The organism is Neoroseomonas alkaliterrae, from assembly GCF_014199195.1.
GTDB lineage: Bacteria > Pseudomonadota > Alphaproteobacteria > Acetobacterales > Acetobacteraceae > Neoroseomonas > Neoroseomonas alkaliterrae.
The window spans coordinates 62441-82139 of record NZ_JACIJE010000013.1; the positions used below are offsets into that span (position 1 = coordinate 62441).

The window sequence follows — 19699 nt, forward strand, 5'->3', positions numbered from 1 at the left end:
GACCATGGCGAAGATCCACGTTTCGGCGACGGTGAACGGGGAACCGGTGGAGTTCCTCTGCGACGCCTCCGCCTCGATGCTCGACGTGCTGCGCGGCCCGCTCGGCCTGACCGGCACGAAGGAGGGCTGCGGCTCGGGCGATTGCGGCGCCTGCTCCATCACGCTGGACGGGCGGCTGGTCTGCGCCTGCCTGATGCTCGCCGCCGAGGCCGAGGGCCGCGAGATCGGCACCATCGAGGGCATGGCCCAGGGCGACCACCTGCACCCGCTGCAGCAGAAGTTCCTGGAAATGGCCGCGCTGCAATGCGGCATCTGCACGCCCGGCGTGCTGATGGCCGCGCGCGCGCTGCTCGAGAAGAACCCCGACCCGACCGAGGAGGAGGTGCGCTTCGGCCTCGCCGGCAACCTCTGCCGCTGCACCGGCTACGACAAGATCGTGCGCGCCGTGCTCGAGACCGCCGCCGAGATGAGGAGGGCCGCCTGATGAACGACATGGCGAACAAGTGGATCGGCGCCCGCACGATCCGCCCCGACGGCGCCGACAAGGTGACCGGCCGCGCCCAGTACAGCGCCGACTACGCCATGCCCGGCATGATCTGGGGCAAGATCCTGCGCAGCCCGCATGCCCATGCCCGCATCCGCGGCATCGACACGAGCAAGGCCGAGGCGCTGCCCGGCGTGAAGGCGGTGGTCACGGCGAAGGACATCGTGGACTTCCCGGTGGACAAGTCCGTCATGCTCGGCATCCAGGACATGCGCTGGATGTGCCGCAACGTGATGGCGCGGGAGAAGGCGCTGTTCCACGGCCACCCCGTCGCCGCCGTCGCCGCCATCAACGAGGAGGTGGCGGCCCATGCCTGCTCGCTGATCGAGGTGGACTACGAAGTCCTGCCGCACGTCATTGAGATCGAGGACGCGATCAGGCCCGACGCGCCCATCCTGCATGAATGGAACCGCTTCGAGGACAAGCCCTCGAACATCACGGGCACGATGGTGCTCAAGACCGGCGATGTCGAGAAGGGCTTCGCCGAGGCCGATGTGGTGATCGAGCGGACCTTCACCTCCCGCCCAGTGCATCAGGGCTACATCGAGCCGCATGCCTGCACCGTCTCCTACGCCGCGGACGGGCGGGTGACGATCTGGTCCTCCTCCCAGGGCCAGTTCATGGTGCGCGCCATGACCTCGCTGCTCACGGGCATCCCGCAGAGCAACATCCGCGCCATCCCGGCCGAGATCGGCGGCGGCTTCGGCGGCAAGACCATCATCTACCTCGAGCCCGTGGCGGTGATGCTGTCGAAGAAGTCGGGCCGCCCGGTGAAGATGGTGATGACGCGCGAGGAGGTGCAGCGCGCCACCGGCCCCGCGCCGGGCTCGCTCTCCACCGTCAAGATCGGCGCGAAGAAGGACGGCACCATCGTCGCCGCGCAGGGCACCTTCTACCTGCAGGCGGGCGCGCTGCCGGGCTCGCCGCTGCGCGGGCCGGTGGGCTGCTCCTTCGCGCCCTATGCCATCCCGAACGTGCTCTCGGTGGGCTACGACGTGGTGTCGAACCGCTCCAAGGTCGCGGCCTATCGTGCGCCCGGCGCGCCGCTCGGCGCCTTCGCGACCGAATGCGTGCTGGACGAGATCGCCGAGGCGCTGGGGATGGATCCGCTGGAGCTGCGCGTGAAGAACAGCGCCAAGGCCGGCGACAAGGCTATCTACGGGCCGACCTTCGGCGCCGTCACCTTCGTCGAGACGGTGGAGGCGATCCGCCGCCACCCGCACTACTCGGCGCCGCTCGACAAGAACCCGCGCCCCGGCGTGAAGCGCGGGCGCGGCGTCGCCTCGGGCTTCTGGTACAATGCCGGCGGCGAATCCTCGGTGCAGGTGAACATCACCGAGGACGGCAACGTGGTGGTCACCACCGGCCATCCCGATGTCGGCGGCAGCCGCGCCTCCATCGCCAATGTCGTGGCCGAGCTGATCGGCATCGAGCATTCGCGCGTCAACGTCATCATCGGCGACACCCAGACCATCGGCTTCTCCAACCTCACGGGCGGCAGCCGCGTCACCTTCGCCTCGGCGATGGTCGCGACCGCCGCGACCGAGAAGGTGATCGGCCAGCTCCGCGAGCGCGCGGCGCGGATCTGGGGCATCGACGCCGAGGCGGTGAAGTGGGAGGACGGGATGGCGCTGCCCGCCGGCGACAATGCCGGCAAGTTCCCCCCGCTCTCGCTGAAGGAACTTGCTGCCAAGGCAAACGAGATGGGCGGGCCGATCGGCAACCAGACCCAGCTCAACACCACCGGCGCCGATCCCGGCTTCGCCACGCATTGCGTGGATGTGGAGGTGGACGTCGATCTCGGCATCGTCCGCGTGATACGCTACACCGCAGCGCAGGACGTGGGCCGCGCGCTGCACCCCTCCTATGTCGAAGGGCAGATCCAGGGCGGCGTGGTGCAGGGCATCGGCTGGGCGCTGAGCGAGGAATACCTCTACGACAAGAACGGCCGCGTGGATAACGCGGGCTTCCTCGACTACCGGATGCCGGTCTGCTCCGACGTTCCCTTCATCGAGCCGGTCATGCTCGAGATCCCGAACCCGAAGCATCCGCAGGGCGTGCGTGGCGTGGGCGAGGCGCCGATCGTCCCGCCGCTCGCGGCCATCGCCAATGCGGTCCATGACGCGCTGGGCAAGCGCTTCTACGCGCTGCCGATGTCGCCACCGCGCGTGACGGAACGCCTCGCCGAAGGCTGAGGGAACCGACCGCGCGGCGCGAGCAAGGCCCGCTCGCGCCGCGCGGGGTCGTCATTCATCGCGCCGCACCTGTGTCCGGCTGCCGCGCCGGCGCATCAGGTGCGCCCCGGATGCCACATGAGCATCCGGATGGTTACGGGCATCACACCTTCGGCTTCCGTGTGCTGACACAACCCCGCTAGATTCCTCTCGGATCGAACGGCGGCCGGAATCCGTAACCGATGGCTCAGCGTCTCCGCATTCAGACGATCCCGCTCGCGCTGCTCGCGGGCCTGCTGGCGGGCGCGCCGCGTGATGCCGCCGCGCAGGGGCCGGCGGGCGCGGTGATCCCGCCGCAGGGAACGCGCGCGCCGGAGATGGCGCCGCCCGTCCAGCCCCGCGTCGGTCCCGCCACGCCGCGCGGCCCGGCGCCGGCCGCATCGCAGGATCCGGCGCTCGCGCGCAGCGTCACCATCACCTCCGTCGCCATCGAGGGCGCGACCGCCTTCCCGCTCGCGCGGATCGAAAGCGAGATCGGCCCCCTGACCGGCACCATCCCGCTGCAGCGGGTGGAGGAGGCGCGCGTCGCGATCCTCGGGCTCTATCGCAATGCGGGATATGTCTTCACCGTCGTTGACGCGACGATCGAGCGCGGCGGCCGTCTGCGCCTGACGATCGGCGAGGCGGAGATCGTCGAGGTGCGCCTCGACGGCGACATCGGCCCGGCCGGCACGCAGGTGCTGCGCTTCCTCGAGAACCTGCGCGGCGTGCGCCCGATCGACACCGCGACGCTCGAACGCTGGCTGCTGCTGGTCGAGGACATCCCCGGCGTCTCCATGCGCGCCGTGCTGCGCCCGGCGGGCACCGCGCCCGGCGCGCTCAGCCTCGTCGCCCAGGTGGGGCGGCAGGCCGTCACCGGCTATGTCGCGGCGGACAACCGCGCCTTCCGCCTCACCGGCACGCAGCAGGGCATCGCGGCGGTCCAGTTCAACGCCTTCACCTCGCTCGCCGAGCGCACCGAGCTCCAGCTCTACTACGCGAACGGGCGGACCTCCGTGTACGGCCAGGCCTCGACGGAGTTCTTCGTCGGCAGCCAGGGCGCGCGGGTGCGGCTCTACGCCGGCACCGGGGAGACCACGCCCTCCGCCCCGCTGCGCGACATCGGCTACCGGGGCACCACGACGATCGCGGGCATCTCCGCCTCCTACCCGGTGATCCGCCGGCGGCAGCAGAGCCTGACCGTCTCCGCCGCCTTCGACATCATCGAGACCGAGATCAAGCTCGAGGACAGCCCGCTCGGCGACCAGGTGCTGAGCCGCGACGAGCTGCGCGTGCTGCGCGTCGGCGGCGAATGGGCGGTGTTCGACCAGCTCCTCGGCGACGAGCGCGCCGCGGTCAATGTCGTCTCGCTGCGTCTGCACCAGGGCATCTCGGGCCTGGGGGCGAGCGCAAGCGGCAGCCCGAGCCTCAGCCGGGCCGGCGCGCGGACGGACTTCACCAAGGTGAGCTTCGAGCTCAGCCGCACCCAGGCGCTGTTCTCGCCCTGGGCGGGCGCGACGGTCTCGCTGCTCGGCGTGCTGGCCGGGCAGTGGTCGAACGACATCCTGCCCCAGGCCGAGAAGTTCTACATCGGCGGCTCGCGCCTCGGGCGCGGCTACTACGCCGGCGAGGTGACGGGCGACAGCGCGCTGGTCGCGACCGCCGAGATCCAGCTCTCCATGCCCTTCGAGACGTCGGTCTTCGGCCAGGCCGTGCGCGTGGACCCGATGGTCTATGCCTTCTACGACTGGGGCCAGACCTGGGAGAACGCGCCGCTCGACCCGGACCGCCGCGTCTCCTCGGCCGGGCTCGGCACGCGCTTCAACCTCAGCCGCCATGCCGAGGTCCAGCTCGAGGGCGTGCGGCGCTTCGAGCGCAGGCCCGGCGGCGACGCCGCGGAGCGCCTGAAGGCCGACGCCTTCTACTGGCGCGTTCTGCTCCGCTACTGAACCCGGGAGGTGACGATGATGCCGAGGCTCTCCCGCTTCCGCTTCGCCATGCTGGCCGGCACCGCGCTGGTGCTGCCGGGGGTGGCGCTGGCGCAATCCGTCACGCCGGGGGCGGCGCCGGTGCTCGACCGCGTCGTCGCCGGCGGCATCACGGTGCAGCAGCAGGCCGGGCAGACGGTGGTGCAGCAGCCCCAGCAGCGCGGCATCGTGGAATGGCGCAGCTTCAATGTCGGGCGCGACCACCATGTGCAGTTCCAGCAGCCCGGCGCCTCCGCCATCACGCTCAACCGCGTCACCACGCCCGATCCCTCCGTCATCGCCGGGCGCATCACCGCCAACGGGCAGGTCGCCATCGTCAACCAGTCGGGCGTGGTGTTCACGCAGGGCGCGCAGGTGAACGTGGCGGGGCTCGTCGTCTCCTCGGCCAACATCACCAACGAGAACTTCATGGCCGGCCGCATGGTCTTCGACCAGCCCGGGCGGCCCGATGCGCGGATCGAGAACGCGGGCAGCATCACGGTGCGCGAGGCCGGGCTCGCCGCCCTGGTCGCGCCGCAGGTGGCGAACCGCGGCACCATCACCGCCCGCCTCGGCCGCGTCGCGCTGGCCGGCGCCGAGACGCATGTCGTGGACCTGCACGGCGACGGGCTGCTTTCCATCGAGGTGACGGGCGCGGTGCGGCAGGCGCCTTCGGGCGCCACGGCGCTGGTGACGAACACCGGCGTCATCGAGGCCACGGGCGGCACGGTGCAGCTCACCGCCGCGGCGGCCGACGGCATCGTGCAGGATCTCGTGCGCGCCGGCGGCCGCATCGCCGCCGACACCGATGCCGCGACCGGGCGCACCGGGCTCGTCGCCATCCACGGCACGGGCGGCGCCGTGCGCGTGGAGGGGGAGGTGCGCGCCACCGGCGCCGCCCCGGGCACGCGCGGCGGGCGGATCGAGGTGGTCGCCGACCGCGTGCTGGTGGACCGCGGCGCGCGGGTGGATGCCTCCGGCACCGTGGGCGGGGGCGAGATCGGCATCGGCACCACGCTGCGGGGCTCGTCCACTCCGCGCCTCGCACGCCGCACCGGCATCGCCGACGGCGCCACGGTGCGGGCGGATGCCACGCAGGCCGGGCGCGGCGGCACCGTCATCGTCAACTCGCAGGACTACACCGGCCATGGCGGCGCGATCTCGGCGCGCGGCGGGCCCCAGGGCGGGGATGGCGGCTTCGTCGAGGTGTCCGGCCAGCGCGGGCTGCTGGTGCTCGGCACGATCGACACCTCGGCCCCGGCCGGCGCGCCGGGCACCATCCTGATCGACCCCATCGACCTGCGCATCGTCGAGGAGGGCGTCACCCCGCCCGGCTTCGACCCGGCAAGCCTGACGGGCAACGTGCTGGAGGCCGCCGACCCGCCCGACAACGCCTTCCTCTGGCCCTCGCAGTTCCAGAACCTGGTCGGCGACGTGCTGCTCCAGGCCTCGAGCGACATCACGGTCGAGACGCCCATCAACCGCGTGGGCGGCGGGCTGACGCTCGATGCGGGGCGCGACATCACCGTCAGCGCCCCCATCACCGGCGACGGCAACGTCACGCTGACCGCGGGCCGCGACATCGTGGCGAACAGCTTCTTCATCGTGGACGGCGCGCTGACCCTCGATGCCGGCCGCAACGTCCTGCTGGACCAGGGGCTGGGCGCGCAGGGCGCGGTGGACATCATCGCGCGCACGGGCAGCATCACCATCGGGGAAGGCGGCATCACCGGCGGCGGCGCGGCCTTCAGCGCGGTCGCCGCCGGGGCCATCACCGTGGACGCCACCGTCTCCGGCTTCCAGGGCATCACGCTCAGCGCGGCCGCGGGCACGGTGCTGCTCAACCCGAACAGCGCGCTGATCGACGATGCCGGCGGACCGGGGGTGACGATCCTCGCCGGCGACGCCATACGCATCAATGGCGGGGAACGCCTGCTGGGCCACGCGATCACCACGACCGAACTGCTCGACCTGCAGGCGGGTGCGGGCGGCATCACCCAGACCGGCGGCATCCGCGCCGGCACGCTGCAGGTCCGCACGGCGGGCGACGCGGTGCTCGATCTCGAGCCGGTCGCGCCGCGGCCGATGAACGAGGTCGGCACGCTGGCCGATTCCGACGTCGCCGGCGCCTTCACGCTGCGCAGCACGGAGCTCGGCACCGCCGGCCAGCCGCTGACCGTGACCGGCCTCGTGCGCGTCGGCGGGCGGCTGACGCTCGAGCCCATGACGGGCGTGACCCAGGCTGCGCCCTCGGTGATCGCGACACCCGAGATCGTCGTCAACACGCCTCGCGACATCACCCTCGCGGGCGACAACGCCATCCAGGCGGTGGCGGGCATGACGGCGGGGCAGTTCCTCACGCTGCGCAACATCGGCACGCTGACCATCGCCGGCCCGGTCACGGTGGACAACAACGGCGGCTTCGCCGGGGCAAGCATCGCGGTGGAGCAGGGCGATCTCCTCATCGCCGCGCCGGTCCTCGTCCGCTCGGGCGAGACCTTCGCCTTCGCCAGCCTCTCGGCCGAGGGCAACCTCACCCTCGCCGCCGCAGGCAGCGTGACGGCGGACGGCATTTCCGGCGGCTTCGTGGACCTTTCCGCCGCGACGGGGCCGCTCGGCTTCGATCCGCTCCTGCCCGGCGCGCTGACGCTGGCCGGCGACGTCACCGCGACACCGGGCAATGTGCGCCTCCAGGCCGGGCAGGGCGGCATACTCCAGACCGCGGGCGGCATCACGACCGACGCGCTCTTCGTCGGCTCGGGCGGGGAGGCGCTGCTGCGCAGCCCCGGCAATGCGGTGGCCGAGCTCGCCGCCGTCGAGGTGGCGGGGAACTTCCTGCTCGACAACGGCAGCAGCGATCTGCTGATCACCACCGGCCCGCCCTCCGAGAGCTTCGGCGTCGCGGCGAGCATCGCCATCCGCACCGCGGGCGCGGTGTTCATCGAGGACGACGCCGAACTCACCGGCACCGGGCCGGAGGGCCGCCTCTCCTTCCGCGTGGGCGATCTCGGCATCGGCATCGGCGCGACGGTCTCCGCCCCGGTGGTCGAGATCGCGCCCTTCGACATCCGGCCGGTGCGCCTGCCGGTCGAGGACCAGATCCCGGGCGAGCTCGGCATCCTTGGCGACACCCTGGCCCGGCTGGGCTTCCAGACGCTGCGCGTCGGCGCGACTACCTTCGAGGGCGTGCTGACCACCACCGCGAGCGCCGTCATCCTCGATGCGCCGCTGACCATCCCCGGCACGCTCGACCTGCGCAGCCTCGGGACCGTCACGCAGGTGGCCGGCGCGGGCCTGACGGCGGGCACGCTGACCGGGCAGTCCGGCGGCTCGACGCTGCTGCTCGAGCCGGGCAACGGGGTGGCCACGCTCGCGGGCTTCGCCGCGGGCGGGGATTTCCGCCTGCTCTCGCAGGGCCCGCAGCTCGCCGTGCCCGGCGGCACCACGGTCTTCGCCGGGGGCGCGCTCGGCATCGAGGTCGCCGGCGGCGGGCTGCTCGTGGACGGCACCGTGACCGGCGCCGAGACCACGCTGCTCGCGGGCACCGCGCTCACGGTCAACGGCTTCTCGGCGATCGCGCGCATCGGCACCCTGCTGATGCAGGCGCCGAGCGTCACGCTGGCCGGCCTCGCGGCGGCGGGCGGCAACATCGTGGTGGAGGCGCCGCTCGCCGCGAGCCTCGCCGGCTTCGCGCAGACCTCCGGCGCGCTGATCGTCGCGAGCCCCTCGGTCACCTTCGGCGGGCTCTCCGCCGGTTCGGCGAATGTGCTCGTCAATCTGGGCTCGGCGGGCTTCGCCCAGGGGGCGATCACGGCGGGCGAGCTGCGCGTGCAGGGCGGCCGCGGCGCGGTGCTGACCGGCACCATCGCGGGGATTGCCGGCCCGGCCGCGGCCGCGCGCGGCAGCCGCGCCAATCCGGGCGGCGTGCCGGAGCCCGACCCGCCGCCCAACCAGTTCGAGTTCACCTTCAACGGATGCCCGATCGGCACCGCGCTCTGCGGCCTCCTCTTCATCCCGCTGCCGCTCGAGAACCCGCCGGAGGTGCTCGCGGTGCTCGAACCGGGCCTTCTCGCGGCGATGGACCAGCTCCGCCCGCCCACCCCGGACCTGCGGCTGCAGCCCGCGCGCGATCCGGGGGAGGAGAACGAGCTCGCGCCGCCCGACATCCGCGCGGGGGACTACTGATGCGCGCCGCCCTCGCCGTCCCGGCGCTGGCGCTGCTCGCCGCGGGCTGCGTCTCCCCCCCGCCCGAGGCCTTCGTGCCGGGCGGCAGCGCCGCCACCGCGGCCACCGCCGTCGCCATCGGCGCCAATGCGCGCGGCGAGCCCTGCCGCATGCTGCGCTCCGGCGGGGGTGCGGAAGTGTTCTGCGGCGAGTGGACCGCGCCCTCGGCGCGCATCCGCCGGGTGCCCGCCGCCCCCGCGCCGGCGCTCGCCGCCCAGGCCCAGGCGGCGCAGGCCGGCCGCATGGCCTGCGAGGCCCCGGCGCCGACCACCGTGCTCGGCGGCCAGCCCGCCGCGCTGATGACGTGCCGGCGCCATGCCGGCGGCTGGCCGGCCTTCAGCCTCGTCACCGCCGCTGGCGGCCAGGGCTGGGAGGCGGATGGCGTGCTCGCCGCGCTTCCGGCCGCCGAGCGCGCCATCGGCATCCTCGCCGGCCTCGCCAGCCCCGAGGGCGCGATGCCGCGCTCGGCGGCGATGGACATGCTCGCCGCGCGGCTGGCGCGCGAGAGTTTCGGCGCCAACGACCTCGCCCGCTACGAGCAGCTCATGACGCTCGGGCGCGAGGCCAACCAGGCGGAACGCTTCGTCACCGCCGAGACCGCCTATCGCGCCGCCCTCGCCGCGCAGGAGCGGATGCTCGGCGCCGGCGCGCCCGACACGTTCGGGCCGATGCTGCGCCTCGCGCTGCAGCTCTCGAACCAGGGGCGGCACCCGGAGGCCGAGGCGCTCTTCGCGCGCGCCGCGCCGCTCGCCGCGCGCGCCTCCGATCCGCTCGCCCGCGCCCAGCTCGCGCATTACCGCGGGCTGCACGAGGCCAATCGCCGCCGCGCCGCGCCTTCCCTCGCCGCGCTGGCCGAGGCCGAGGCGCTCTATGCCGCCGAGATGCCGCCCGGCCTCGGCGCCGGGCAGGCCGGCGCGGGGCGGGCGCTGCCGCTCGACGCCTCGGCGCTGGTCGAGCCGCTCGCCGCACGCGCCGTGGTCGGCGTCGTCGAGGTGCGGCGCAACCGCGCCGCCGTGCTGCGCGCCGAGGGGCGCATCCCCGAGGCGGAGGCCGCCGCCGCCTCGGCCGCGCGGCTCGCGGCGGTCGCCCCGGGCCTTCCGGGCGCGGACCTGATCGCCGCGCGCGTCGCGCGCACCAGCGGCGCGGCGGCGGAGAGCGCCGGCGCGCCCGCCCGCGCGCGCGCCGAGTTCGGCCGCTCCGCCGCGCGCTTCGCGAGCGGCACGCCGCGCTCGCGCCCCTATGCCGACACGCGCCTGCTCGAAGCCGCCGCCGCGATCGAGGCCGGGGCGCCGGCCAGCGCCATCCTCGCCGGCTGCCGCCAGGCGGTGGCGGTGCTGCGCGAACTGCGCGAGGGCACCAGCGCGCGCGCCATCGCGCCCTGCGTGGACGCGCTCGCGCGCAGCGCGGGCGGCACCGACCAGGCGCTGCTCGCCGAGGCCTTCGAGGCCGCGCAGCTCGCCCAGGGCAGCGTGACGACGACGCAGATCGCCCGCGCCGCGGCGCGGCTCGGCGAGAGCGCGCGCAACCCGGCCGCCGCGGCGGCGATCCGCGCGCGCGACGAGGCCGGGCGCCGCCTCGCCGCGCTCTACCGCGCCCGCGACGAGGCCTCCGCCGCCGCCGGCCGCGGCGCCGGGCCGGGCGTGGCGGAACTCGACCGCCAGATCGCCGAGGCGCAGGACGCGCTGACCGAGGCCGACCAGGCGACGCAGACCGCGGCACCCGGCTTCGCGCAGCTCGTGCAGTCGGTCGCCGCGGCGCCGGATGTCTTCGCCGTGCTGCTGCCCGGCGAGGCGCTGGTCTCGGCCTTCCTGCCGCCCGAGGGCCAGGGCTGGACCTTCGTGCTGCGCGACGGGCGCATCGCGGCCGGCCGCATCGGCGTGACGGGCGCGCAGATGGATGCGCTGGTCCAGCGCCTGCGCGCGAGCCTCGAGGACGGCAATGGCGAGAAGCCCTTCGCCGCGGGCGCGGCGCACGACATCCACCGCGCCCTCTTCGCCGGGGTCGCGGCGCCGCTCGCCGATGCGCAGCGGCTGATGGTGGTGCCCGCGGGCCAGCTCCTGTCCATCCCCTTCGGCGTGCTGGTGGACGCGCCGCCGCCGGCGGCCACGGGCCATGAGGGCGTCTCCTTCCTGCTCGCGCGCATGCCGGTCGCGCATGTGCCCGCACCGTCGAGCTTCGTCGCGCTGCGGCGCGCCGGGCCGTCGCGCGCCTCGCAGCCCTGGTTCGGCTTCGGCGCGCCGCTGCCGGTGCCGCTGAGCCAGGCGCAGCGCACCTTCCCCGCCGCGGCGCAGTGCGGGCGGCTGCTCGCCGGGCTGCCGGCGCTGGCGACGGCATCCCTCGAACTGCAGGCCTCGGGGCAGCTCATGGGCGCGCGGCCCGGGGATGTCAGGATCGGCCGCGCCTTCACCGCGCCAGCCGTGCGCCAGGCCTCGCTGCGCGACTTCCGCGTGGTGCATTTCGCCACCCACGGGCTGCTGCCGGGCGAGCTCTCCTGCCTGCAGGAGGCGGCGATCGTCGCCTCCCCCACGCCGGGCGCGGCCGATGCGGCCAATGCGCTGCTGACCGCGGGCACGCTGCTCGACGTGGAACTGGACGCCGATGTGGTGGTGCTCTCGGCCTGCAATTCCGGCGGCGGCGCGGCGGCGGGGGAAAGCCTCTCTGGGCTTGCGCGCTCCATCTTCTTCGCCGGCGCGCGGTCGCTGATGGTCACGCACTGGTATGTCAACGACGCGGCGGCGACGCGCATCGTCGCCCTCTCGATGCGCAACCTGCAGCAGGGGCAGGGCATGGCGGAGGCGATGCGCAACGCGCAGCTCGACCTCGCGCGCAACGTGCCCGGCGGCTCGCATCCGGCGCTCTGGGCGGCCTTCGCGCTGGTCGGCCCGGGGCCCACGGGCCGGGCCTCGCAGGCCGTCGCGGCGGCGGCGGCGGGCGGGGGGTGAGGCTGCCGGGGGGAGGCGTCAGTCGCGCCGCGCCATGACTGCGCGCAGCCAGGCCAGGCGGTCGCGCACCGCCTCCTCGGCGGCTTCTTCCGCCTTGCGGTAGGCGTCCAGCACCGCCTCGCCGAGCGGGGTCAGTCGCGCCCCGCCGCCACCCGGCCCGCCCATCGCCGTCGCCACCAGCGGCTCCCGGAAATCCGCGTTCAGCGCCGCGACGAGGTCGTGCGCGCGCTGGTAGCTCATGCCCATCCGCCGCCCCGCGGCGGCGATGGAGCCGGCGTCGCGGATGCCTTCCATCAGCTCGGCCTTGCCCGGCCCGAGCGCCACGTCCTTGCCGAGCGTGAGCCGCAGCGTGAGGCCGCGCCGCTCCTTCGCCGGCGCTGAGCGTCGTCGTCCTGCCATGGCGGCAGGGAACCACGCGTTCGCCGCGCCGCCAACCGGCAGCCGGCTTGCCGCCACGCGCAGCCTGGCGCTATCTATCACGAAAGATAACGAGAGCCCCTGCCCATGCCCCTCGGTCGCCGCCCCGGCCCCCATCGTCGCATCGTGATGCTCGCCGCCGCGGCAGCGCTGCCGCTGCCCGGTCTCGCCCTGGCGCAAACGCGCGGCGGCCCCGCGCCCCTGGTCGCGGGCGCGGCCGACCTCCAGTTCGCCATCAGCGAGATCGCCGAGCGCTTCCGCGCCGAGACGGGGCAGGAGGTGCGGATCTCCATGGGCTCCTCGGGCAACATCACGCGCCAGATCGAGCAGGGCAGCCCGGTCGAGATGTTCCTCTCGGCCGACGAGGCCTTCATCTTCCGCCTGCATGACGGTGGGCATACGCGCGACCGCGGCGACCTCTACGCCATCGGGCGGATCGTGCTGTTCACGCCGCCCGGCTCCCCGCTGCGCACCGCCGATGGCATGGAGGCGATCCGCGCCGGACTCGATGCCGGGCAGATCCGCCGCTTCGCCATCGCCAACCCCGAGCACGCGCCCTATGGCCGCGCCGCGGAACAGGCCTTGCGCGCGACCGGCCTGTGGGAGCGGCTGAGCCCGCTGCTGGTGCTGGGCGAGAACGTCTCCCAGGCGACGCAGTTCGCCATCGCGGGCGGCAGCCAGGGCGGCATCGTCGCCTATTCGCTCGTGCTGGCCCCCGCCATGGCGGGCCGCGGCACCTTTCAACTCATCCCCGACAGCCTGCACGAGCCGCTGCGCCAGCGCATGGTGCTGACGCGCCGGGCCGGGCCCGTCGCCGAACGCTTCTACGCCTTTATCCAGCAACCCGCCGCGCGGGAGATCATGCGCCGCTACGGCTTCGTGCTGCCCGGCGAGTGAGGGCGCGTGGACTGGACCGCCTTCCTCCTCTCGGTCGAGCTCGGGGTCGCGACGCTCCTGCTGCTGATGCCCGTCTCGGTCTGGCTCGGCCGCGTGCTGGCCTACCGGCGCTTCCGCGGCCGCGGCTTCATCGAGGCGGCGGTGGCGCTGCCGCTGGTGCTGCCGCCGACGGTGGTGGGCTTCTACCTCCTCGTCGCCTTCGGCGCCGCCTCGCCGCTGGGCCAGGCCTGGGAGAGGCTGTTCGGCCATGGCCTCGCCTTCTCCTTCGAAGGGCTGCTCTTCGCGAGCGTGCTGGTGAACCTGCCCTTCGCGGTGCAGCCGATGCAGAACGCCTTAGCCGCCATCCCGCCGCGCGTGCGCGAGGCGGGCGCGGTCTCCGGCATGCCGCCCTGGAAGGTGCTGCTGCGCATCGAACTGCCGCTCGCCTGGCCTGGCATCGCCACCGCCGCGGTGCTGACCTTCGCCCACACCCTCGGCGAGTTCGGCGTGGTGCTGATGGTCGGCGGCGCCATCCCGGGCGAGACGCAGACCATCGCCATCGCCATCTACGACCGCGTCCAGGCCTTCGACGACCGCGGCGCGGGGATCATGTCGGCGGTGCTGCTCGCCGTCTCGGTGATGGCGCTCGGGCTCACCAACACCTTCTCCCGCCGGGTGGGGCGGCGCAGCGCGCATGACTGACCAGGGCCTCGATGTCGCGCTCGGCGCGGCCGCGCCGATCCCGCTCGATCTCGCCTTCCATGTCGCGCCGGGCGAGCTGCTCGCGCTTGTCGGCCCATCGGGTGCCGGCAAGTCCACCGCGCTGCGCTGCATCGCCGGGCTGCACCGGGCCGAGCGCGGCACCATCCGCTGCGCGGGCGCGACTTGGTTCGACGCGCAGACCGGGGTGAACCTCGCGCCGCATGCCCGCGCCGTCGGGCTGGTGTTCCAGGACTACGCCCTGTTCCCGCACATGAGCGCGGCGGAGAACGTCGCCGCCGCCATGGGCCACAGGCCACGCGGCGAGCGGGCCCCGCATGCGCGCGCGCTGCTCGCGCGGGTGCATCTCGCGGGGCTCGAGGGCCGCCGCCCGGCCGAGTTGTCCGGCGGCCAGCAGCAGCGTGTGGCGGTGGCGCGCGCGCTCGCCCGCGACCCGGCGGTGCTGCTGCTCGACGAGCCCTTCTCGGCGGTGGACCGCGCGACGCGGCGGCGCCTGCAGGCCGAGCTCGCCGCGCTGCGGCGCGACCTCGCCATCCCGATCCTGCTGGTCACGCACGACCTCGACGAGGCGCAGATGCTCGCCGACCGGGTGGTGCTGATGCATCGCGGGCGCGGCCTGCAGACGGCGCCGCCGGGCGCGCTTCTCGCGCGGCCCGCCAGCGCCGAGGTCGCGCGCCTGCTCGACCTGCGCAACCTGTTCCGCGCCACGGTGGAGGCGCAGGACGCCGCCGCCGGCACGACCTGGCTGCGCTGGGGCGCGCGCCGGATCGAGGCCGCCCACGCGCCCGCCTTCGCGCCGGGCAGCGCGGTGGACTGGCTGGTGCCGGCCTCGGCCGTGGTGCTGCACCGGCGGCTGCGCCCCTCGGCGGGCGAGCGGGAGAACCCGGTCGAAGGCCGCATCGCCGAGATGCTCACGCTCGGCGAGGATGTGCGCGTCACGCTCGATGTCGGCGATCCCGACGGCCATCCGCTGACTTTCTCGCTGCCGCTGCACGCGGCGCGGCGCAACGGCCTGGAGCCCGGCGAGCGCTGCACCGTCTCGCTGCTGAAGGAGGCGATCCACGCCATGGCGCCGGTGCCTGGGCGCTGAGCGAGGTTCCTACAACGGCCAGACCATCAGCAGCAGCGGCATCGCCACGGCGATGACCAGGATCTCCAGCGGCAGGCCTAGCCGCCAGTAGTCGCCGAAACGGAACCCGCCGGGCCCGAGGATCAGCGTGTTGTTCTGGTGCCCGATCGGCGTGAGGAAGGCGCAGGAGGCGCCGATCGCCACCGCCATCAGGAAGGCGTCCGGGCTCGCCTCCAGGCCCTTGGCGATGCTGATGGCGATGGGGCACATCACCGCCGCCGTCGCGGCGTTGTTCATCGCGTCCGAGAGGACCATCGTGACCACCAGCACCACGCCGAGCGCGACGACGGCATCGCCCTGCGCGAGCGTGCCGACGACAAGGCGCGCGAGCAGCTCCGCCGCCCCCGTCGCCTCCAGCGCGCCCGCCACCGGGATCAGCGCCGCCAGCAGCACCACCACCGGCCAGTCCACCGCGGTGTAGAGGCTGCGCAGCGGCGCGGTCCGCAGCAGCACCGAGAGCAGCACGCCGAGCATCAGCGCCGCCGCCGAGGGCAGCAGGCCGAGCGCGGCGGCGCCGATCGCCCCCGCCATGATCGCCGCCGAGAGCATGGCCCGGCGCCGGTCCGGGATGCGCAACTCGCGCTCCGCAAGCGGCACGCAGCCGGTCTCGGAGGCGAAGTCGGCGATCACCTCGGCCGGCCCCTGCATCAGCAGGAGGTCGCCCGAGCGCAGCCGGAAATCGCCGAGGCGGCCCATCGAGCGCTGCCCGTCACGCGAGACGGCGAGCAGGTTCAGCCCGTAGCGCGCGCGCAGCAGCAGCTCGGCCGCCGACCGGCCGCTGATGCGCGAGCCGGGACGGACCACGAGCTCGCGCAGCACGATCTCGTCCTCCGGCCGCTCCGGGTCCGCCCGCTCGCCATCCTTCGCGGCGGGCGGCTTCTCCTCCTCGAGCTTCAGGCCGAGCGTCTCCAGCGCCTCCGCGAGCGCCTCCACATCCGCGCGCAGCACGAGGATGTCGCCCGCGCGGACCACGAGTGCGCCGCGCGGCGCGGTCAGCCGCAGGCCGGCGCGGACCAGGCCGGCCACCTGGGCGTTCGCCGCGCCGAGCTCGGCCTCGATGGCGGTGAGCCTCATGCCGACCGCCTTGCTCTTCTCCGGCACGCGCGCCTCGGTCAGGTAGGCACCGGTCTCGAAGCCCTCCCCGCCGCCGCCGCCGCGCGCGGGCACCAGCCGCCAGCCGACCAGCGCGACGAAGGCCACGCCCGCCGCCGCGACCGCGAGGCCGACCGGCGTGAAGTCGAACATGCCGAAGGCCCCGCGCCCGGCCTCCTCGCGGAAGGCGGAGACGATCAGGTTCGGCGGCGTGCCCACCAGCGTCGTCATGCCGCCGAGGATGGTGCCGAAGGCGAGCGGCATCAGCACCTGCCCCGGCGCCAGCCCGATCCGGCCCGCGAGCTGCACCGCCACCGGCATCAGCAGCGCCATCGCCCCGACATTGTTCATGAAGCCCGAGAGCAGCGCGCCGAGCCCGGTCAGGGCCGCGAGGCTCGCGGCGCGGCCGGCCTCGGCCGGCAGCACGCCGCGCGCGAGCGCATCCACCGCGCCAGAGGCCTGCAGCGCCGCGCTCAGCACCAGCACGGCGGCGACGGTGATCACCGCCGGGTGGCCGAAGCCGGCGAAGGCGGCCTCTGGCGCCACCAGCCCGGCGAGCACGCAGGCCATGAGGCCGGCCATCGCCACCACGTCGTGACGGAAGCGCCCCCAGACGAACAGCCCGATCGTGGCGCAGAGGATCAGCAGGACCAGCGTCTGATCGAAGGTCATGGCACGGGGCCGGGGTCGGTGGTCAGGTTCACGATGCACCCGTCAGTCGCTGATGCGCGCCGCCTCGCGGCTCCGGATGCCCGCCAGCCTGACGCCGGCCGGCAGCGCGGTCGAGCGCGCCCGCCGACACCTTCGCGCGAGGCGCGGCTGACGGGTTCCGAAAGCCCCCTCGCCGGGCGGGTCCGGGAGGGCGGGCCCGCCCTCCGATCCCCTCACATCCCCAGCACGTCCTTCATCCCGTAGAGCCCCGGCGCCCGACCCTGCGCCCAGATCGCCGCGCGCACAGCCCCGGTGGCATAGACCCGCCGGTCGAAGGAGCGGTGCGTCAGGCTGATGTGTTCCGAGGCGGCCGCGAAGATCAGCGTGTGCTCGCCCACCACCTGGCCGCCGCGCAGCGCCGCGAAGCCGATGGTGCCGGTGCCTCGCGGGCCGCAATGCCCGTCGCGGCCGGATTCGCGGCCCGCCGCCTCGAGCGTCGTGCCACGGCCGGCGGCGACCGCGCGCCCGAGCGCGACCGCGGTGCCGGAGGGCGCGTCCACCTTCTGGCGGTGGTGCATCTCCACGATCTCGGCGTCGTAGTGCTCGGCCGGCAGGGCGGCGGCCATGCGTTCGGCGATGGCGAGGAACAGGTTCACCCCGGGCGCGAAATTGGCGGCATAGACGATGGCGGTATCGCGCGCGGCCAGGGCGAGCGCGGCCTCGTCCGCGGCCGAGAGGCCGGAGGTGCCGAGGATCAGGGGCTTGCGCGCGGCGGCGGCGGCCTCCGCATGGGCGCGCGCGGCCTCGGCGTGGGTGAAGTCGATGACCACGTCGGCGGCGGCGCAGAGGGCGGCGAAGTCGGCCAGGATGGGGGTGCCGGCGGGGGCGCGCCCGGACGACGTGCCGGGGCGCAGCGTGCCGCCGGCGAGGGTGGCGCCGGCGGCGGCGGTTTCCTCGGCGAGCAGGCGGCCCATGCGGCCGGCGATGCCGGCGATGCCGATGCGGATGGTCATGGGTCTCTCCCCCCCCGGTGATGGTCGCGGGGGGAAGGTGGTGCGGCGGGCGGTCGTGCCGGTCAAGCCGTGGCGGTGGCGGCGACCTCCTGGGCCGCGCGGCGGCCGCCGAGCAGCGCGCCGTGGGCGTAGGAGGGGTCCTCGGTGGTGGCGGCCTCCCCGGCGAAGAAGAGGCGGCCGGCGACGGGGCGGCAGAGCGCCTCGTGGTCGTCCGCGCTGCTGCCCACGGGGATGAAGGAATAGGCCCCGCGGGCGTGGATGTCGCGCGACCAGCGGGTGACGCGCATGTCCACCGGGCGGGGGATGGCGGTGCCGAACATCCGGCGCAGCGCGCCCATGACGAGCTCGGCCTGGGCGGCATCGGGGAGCATCTCGATGCGCTGGGCGGCGGTGCCGCCGACGAGGGCGACGAGGATGGGCTGGTTCACGTGGGGCTGGAGGGAGACGATCTCGGGTGCCACGTTGTCGCGCGTGTCCGACAGCATGCGGAGGTAGTGCGCCTCGGCGGGCCAGAAGCCGCGGGGGAAGGCGAGGACGATCTTGTTGAGCAGGCCGTTGCCGATGCGCGCGATGGCGCCCTGGTGGGCGGCGGGGAGCGGCGGGTCGAATTCCACCTCGCCGCGCTTGAGGATGCCGATGGGCAGGGTGCAGACGACGCGGTCGGCGAAGAACGCCTCGGTGGCGGTGGCGACGACGACGCCGGAGCCGGCGAGGCGGACGGCGCGGACCTGCTGGCGGTGGCGGATGTCGAGGCCCCGCGCGAGCAGGTCCGTGATGGCGTTGTAGCCGCGGTCGAGGAGGTGGTTCTCCTCCGGGATCTCGCCGTCGCCGCCGAACCAGGACTGGGCGGAGACCTCGGATGCGTCGCCGCCGGCATAGCCCGCGACATAGGAGGACAGCCAGTTGGCGACGCGGCGGTCATAGGGGGTGGCGCGGGTGGTGGGGTCGAGGATCGGGACCGCTTCGGCCAGCGAGACGTCGCGGGCGCCGCGATACTTGTAGGGGCTGTTGGGCTCGATGAGGCGGCCGACCGTGTCGAAGATGGCGGTGGTCTCGGCCTCGGTCAGGCGGCGGCCATCGGCGTCGAACATGACCGAGCGCGTGTCGTAGGTCGGCATGCGGCGGATGCCGGCCTGGTCGGACAGCGGGGTGAGGGGGTTGCCCTCCGGCCCATGGATCCAGGCGCCGCCGAGGTCGAGGCGGATGCCGCGGAAGGTGACGGTGTGCAGGCGCCCGCCGGTGCGGGGGCGGGCTTCGAGGATGGTGACGCGGTGGCCGGCGTCGTGCAGCGCGCGGGCGGCGCCGAGGCCGGCGATGCCGGCGCCGATGACGATGACGTTGAGCGGGCGGGCGGGCGTCCGGGCCTGGCTTGTGCCAGGCAGGAGCGGCGTGGTGGCCGCCGCGGCGAGAAGCTGAAACAGGGCGCGGCGTCCCGCATGCGCGTTCGGCATTCTGATCCCCTCCCGGAAGGCAATCCGATCGTATGAGGCGAGGATCCTGCGGAGCAATGCTGCAGAAGCCCCAAAAGGCGCGACTCATCCACTGGTATACGCCCGGGCGAGGAATTCAGACCATGAAAGGGACTACACGCAACCAGAACTAGAACTCGCGCCGTGCGGCAAAATTGTTGCGTCCTAGGCATAATCCAGATTTGAGACGATGGAGCCAGGTTTAAGAATTACTGATGCTAAGTCAAGTATTGAGATCTTGATCTATGTCACAATCGGGCAAATTCTTCTTGCTGCAAGTGCTTTCAAGTGTAACCGTTGAAACGGTCGCACGCGATCAGCGCGTCGGGCGCCGGTAGTGCTTTGCGGCTAGGCCGCGTGGACAAACTGGCGCTTGGGGGGATTCCCAGCCGGGGCCGGACGTGATTCCAAGCTGATCTCTGGCATGGAGATTGGCGTTGAT

The 19699-nt window shown here is 74.0% G+C and carries 12 protein-coding genes; 8 read left to right on the forward strand and 4 right to left on the reverse strand.

The features are described from left to right. Nucleotides 1–4: 4 nt before the first annotated feature. The 5 genes from FHS88_RS18315 to FHS88_RS18335 all read left to right on the forward strand — a co-directional run bounded on the left by FHS88_RS18315 (nt 5) and on the right by FHS88_RS18335 (nt 11890). Nucleotides 5–484, forward strand: a complete 480-nt coding sequence (locus FHS88_RS18315; protein ID WP_184486922.1) for a (2Fe-2S)-binding protein — start codon at nt 5–7, stop codon at nt 482–484. Then, a complete protein-coding gene (locus tag FHS88_RS18320) occupies nt 484–2739 on the forward strand; it encodes a xanthine dehydrogenase family protein molybdopterin-binding subunit (protein WP_184486923.1) in 2256 nt (751 codons plus the stop codon). The genes FHS88_RS18315 and FHS88_RS18320 overlap by 1 nt, the downstream gene beginning before the upstream one ends. Before the next feature lie 221 nt (nt 2740–2960). Beyond that, the gene (locus tag FHS88_RS18325; protein ID WP_184486924.1) at nt 2961–4706 is read left to right on the forward strand and encodes a ShlB/FhaC/HecB family hemolysin secretion/activation protein; all 1746 of its coding nucleotides are present in this window, start codon (nt 2961–2963) and stop codon (nt 4704–4706) included. 18 nt (nt 4707–4724) lie between these two features. Beyond that, a complete protein-coding gene (locus tag FHS88_RS18330) occupies nt 4725–8909 on the forward strand; it encodes a two-partner secretion domain-containing protein (RefSeq protein ID WP_184486925.1) in 4185 nt (1394 codons plus the stop codon). Beyond that, nucleotides 8909–11890 (forward strand): CHAT domain-containing protein, encoded by a 2982-nt coding sequence (locus tag FHS88_RS18335; RefSeq protein WP_184486926.1) that lies wholly within the window; start codon nt 8909–8911, stop codon nt 11888–11890. The genes FHS88_RS18330 and FHS88_RS18335 overlap by 1 nt, the downstream gene beginning before the upstream one ends. 18 nt (nt 11891–11908) lie before the next feature. Here the strand turns inward: FHS88_RS18335 and FHS88_RS18340 are convergent, their stop codons facing one another. Then, nucleotides 11909–12289: a winged helix-turn-helix domain-containing protein gene (locus tag FHS88_RS18340; protein WP_184486927.1), complete on the reverse strand. Its 381-nt coding sequence runs from the start codon at nt 12287–12289 to the stop codon at nt 11909–11911. A 105-nt stretch (nt 12290–12394) separates the two neighbouring features. On the opposite strand from FHS88_RS18340, the gene modA reads away from it, so the two are divergent. The 3 genes from modA to FHS88_RS18355 are packed head-to-tail and all read left to right on the forward strand — an operon-like array spanning nt 12395 to nt 14993. Further along, on the forward strand, nt 12395–13204 hold the full coding sequence (gene modA, locus FHS88_RS18345; protein ID WP_246420255.1) for a molybdate ABC transporter substrate-binding protein: 810 nt from the start codon (nt 12395–12397) through the stop codon (nt 13202–13204). A gap of 6 nt (nt 13205–13210) precedes the next feature. Then, nucleotides 13211–13885, forward strand: a complete 675-nt coding sequence (gene modB / locus FHS88_RS18350) for a molybdate ABC transporter permease subunit (RefSeq protein WP_184486928.1) — start codon at nt 13211–13213, stop codon at nt 13883–13885. Further along, nucleotides 13878–14993 carry an ABC transporter ATP-binding protein gene (locus tag FHS88_RS18355; protein ID WP_184486929.1) on the forward strand — a complete coding sequence of 372 codons (1116 nt, stop codon included), beginning with the start codon at nt 13878–13880 and terminating at the stop codon, nt 14991–14993. The genes modB and FHS88_RS18355 overlap by 8 nt, the downstream gene beginning before the upstream one ends. A 9-nt stretch (nt 14994–15002) precedes the next feature. Here FHS88_RS18355 and FHS88_RS18360 read toward each other — a convergent pair whose 3' ends face one another. From FHS88_RS18360 to FHS88_RS18370, 3 genes are all read right to left on the reverse strand, one after another. Next, complete coding sequence (locus tag FHS88_RS18360; protein ID WP_184486930.1) at nt 15003–16796, reverse strand: SLC13 family permease; 1794 nt, start codon at nt 16794–16796, stop codon at nt 15003–15005. A gap of 212 nt (nt 16797–17008) precedes the next feature. After that, nucleotides 17009–17788: a 4-hydroxy-tetrahydrodipicolinate reductase gene (dapB, locus tag FHS88_RS18365; protein WP_184486932.1), complete on the reverse strand. Its 780-nt coding sequence runs from the start codon at nt 17786–17788 to the stop codon at nt 17009–17011. A 62-nt stretch (nt 17789–17850) separates the two neighbouring features. Beyond that, nucleotides 17851–19239 carry a flavin monoamine oxidase family protein gene (locus tag FHS88_RS18370; RefSeq protein WP_184486934.1) on the reverse strand — a complete coding sequence of 463 codons (1389 nt, stop codon included), beginning with the start codon at nt 19237–19239 and terminating at the stop codon, nt 17851–17853. Between the last annotated feature and the right edge of the window lie 460 nt (nt 19240–19699).

What these genes read in the sequence shown, in the direction of transcription:
- FHS88_RS18360 (WP_184486930.1), bottom strand. Translation starts at nt 16,796, where the DNA reads ATGACCTTCGATCAGACGCTGGTCCTGCTGATCCTCTGCGCCACGATC.
- FHS88_RS18355 (WP_184486929.1), top strand. Translation starts at nt 13,878, where the DNA reads ATGACTGACCAGGGCCTCGATGTCGCGCTCGGCGCGGCCGCGCCGATC.
- FHS88_RS18315 (WP_184486922.1), top strand. Translation starts at nt 5, where the DNA reads ATGGCGAAGATCCACGTTTCGGCGACGGTGAACGGGGAACCGGTGGAG.
- FHS88_RS18335 (WP_184486926.1), top strand. Translation starts at nt 8,909, where the DNA reads ATGCGCGCCGCCCTCGCCGTCCCGGCGCTGGCGCTGCTCGCCGCGGGC.
- FHS88_RS18330 (WP_184486925.1), top strand. Translation starts at nt 4,725, where the DNA reads ATGCCGAGGCTCTCCCGCTTCCGCTTCGCCATGCTGGCCGGCACCGCG.
- FHS88_RS18325 (WP_184486924.1), top strand. Translation starts at nt 2,961, where the DNA reads ATGGCTCAGCGTCTCCGCATTCAGACGATCCCGCTCGCGCTGCTCGCG.
- FHS88_RS18320 (WP_184486923.1), top strand. Translation starts at nt 484, where the DNA reads ATGAACGACATGGCGAACAAGTGGATCGGCGCCCGCACGATCCGCCCC.
- modA (WP_246420255.1), top strand. Translation starts at nt 12,395, where the DNA reads ATGCCCCTCGGTCGCCGCCCCGGCCCCCATCGTCGCATCGTGATGCTC.
- dapB (WP_184486932.1), bottom strand. Translation starts at nt 17,788, where the DNA reads ATGACCATCCGCATCGGCATCGCCGGCATCGCCGGCCGCATGGGCCGC.
- FHS88_RS18340 (WP_184486927.1), bottom strand. Translation starts at nt 12,289, where the DNA reads ATGGCAGGACGACGACGCTCAGCGCCGGCGAAGGAGCGGCGCGGCCTC.
- FHS88_RS18370 (WP_184486934.1), bottom strand. Translation starts at nt 19,239, where the DNA reads ATGCCGAACGCGCATGCGGGACGCCGCGCCCTGTTTCAGCTTCTCGCC.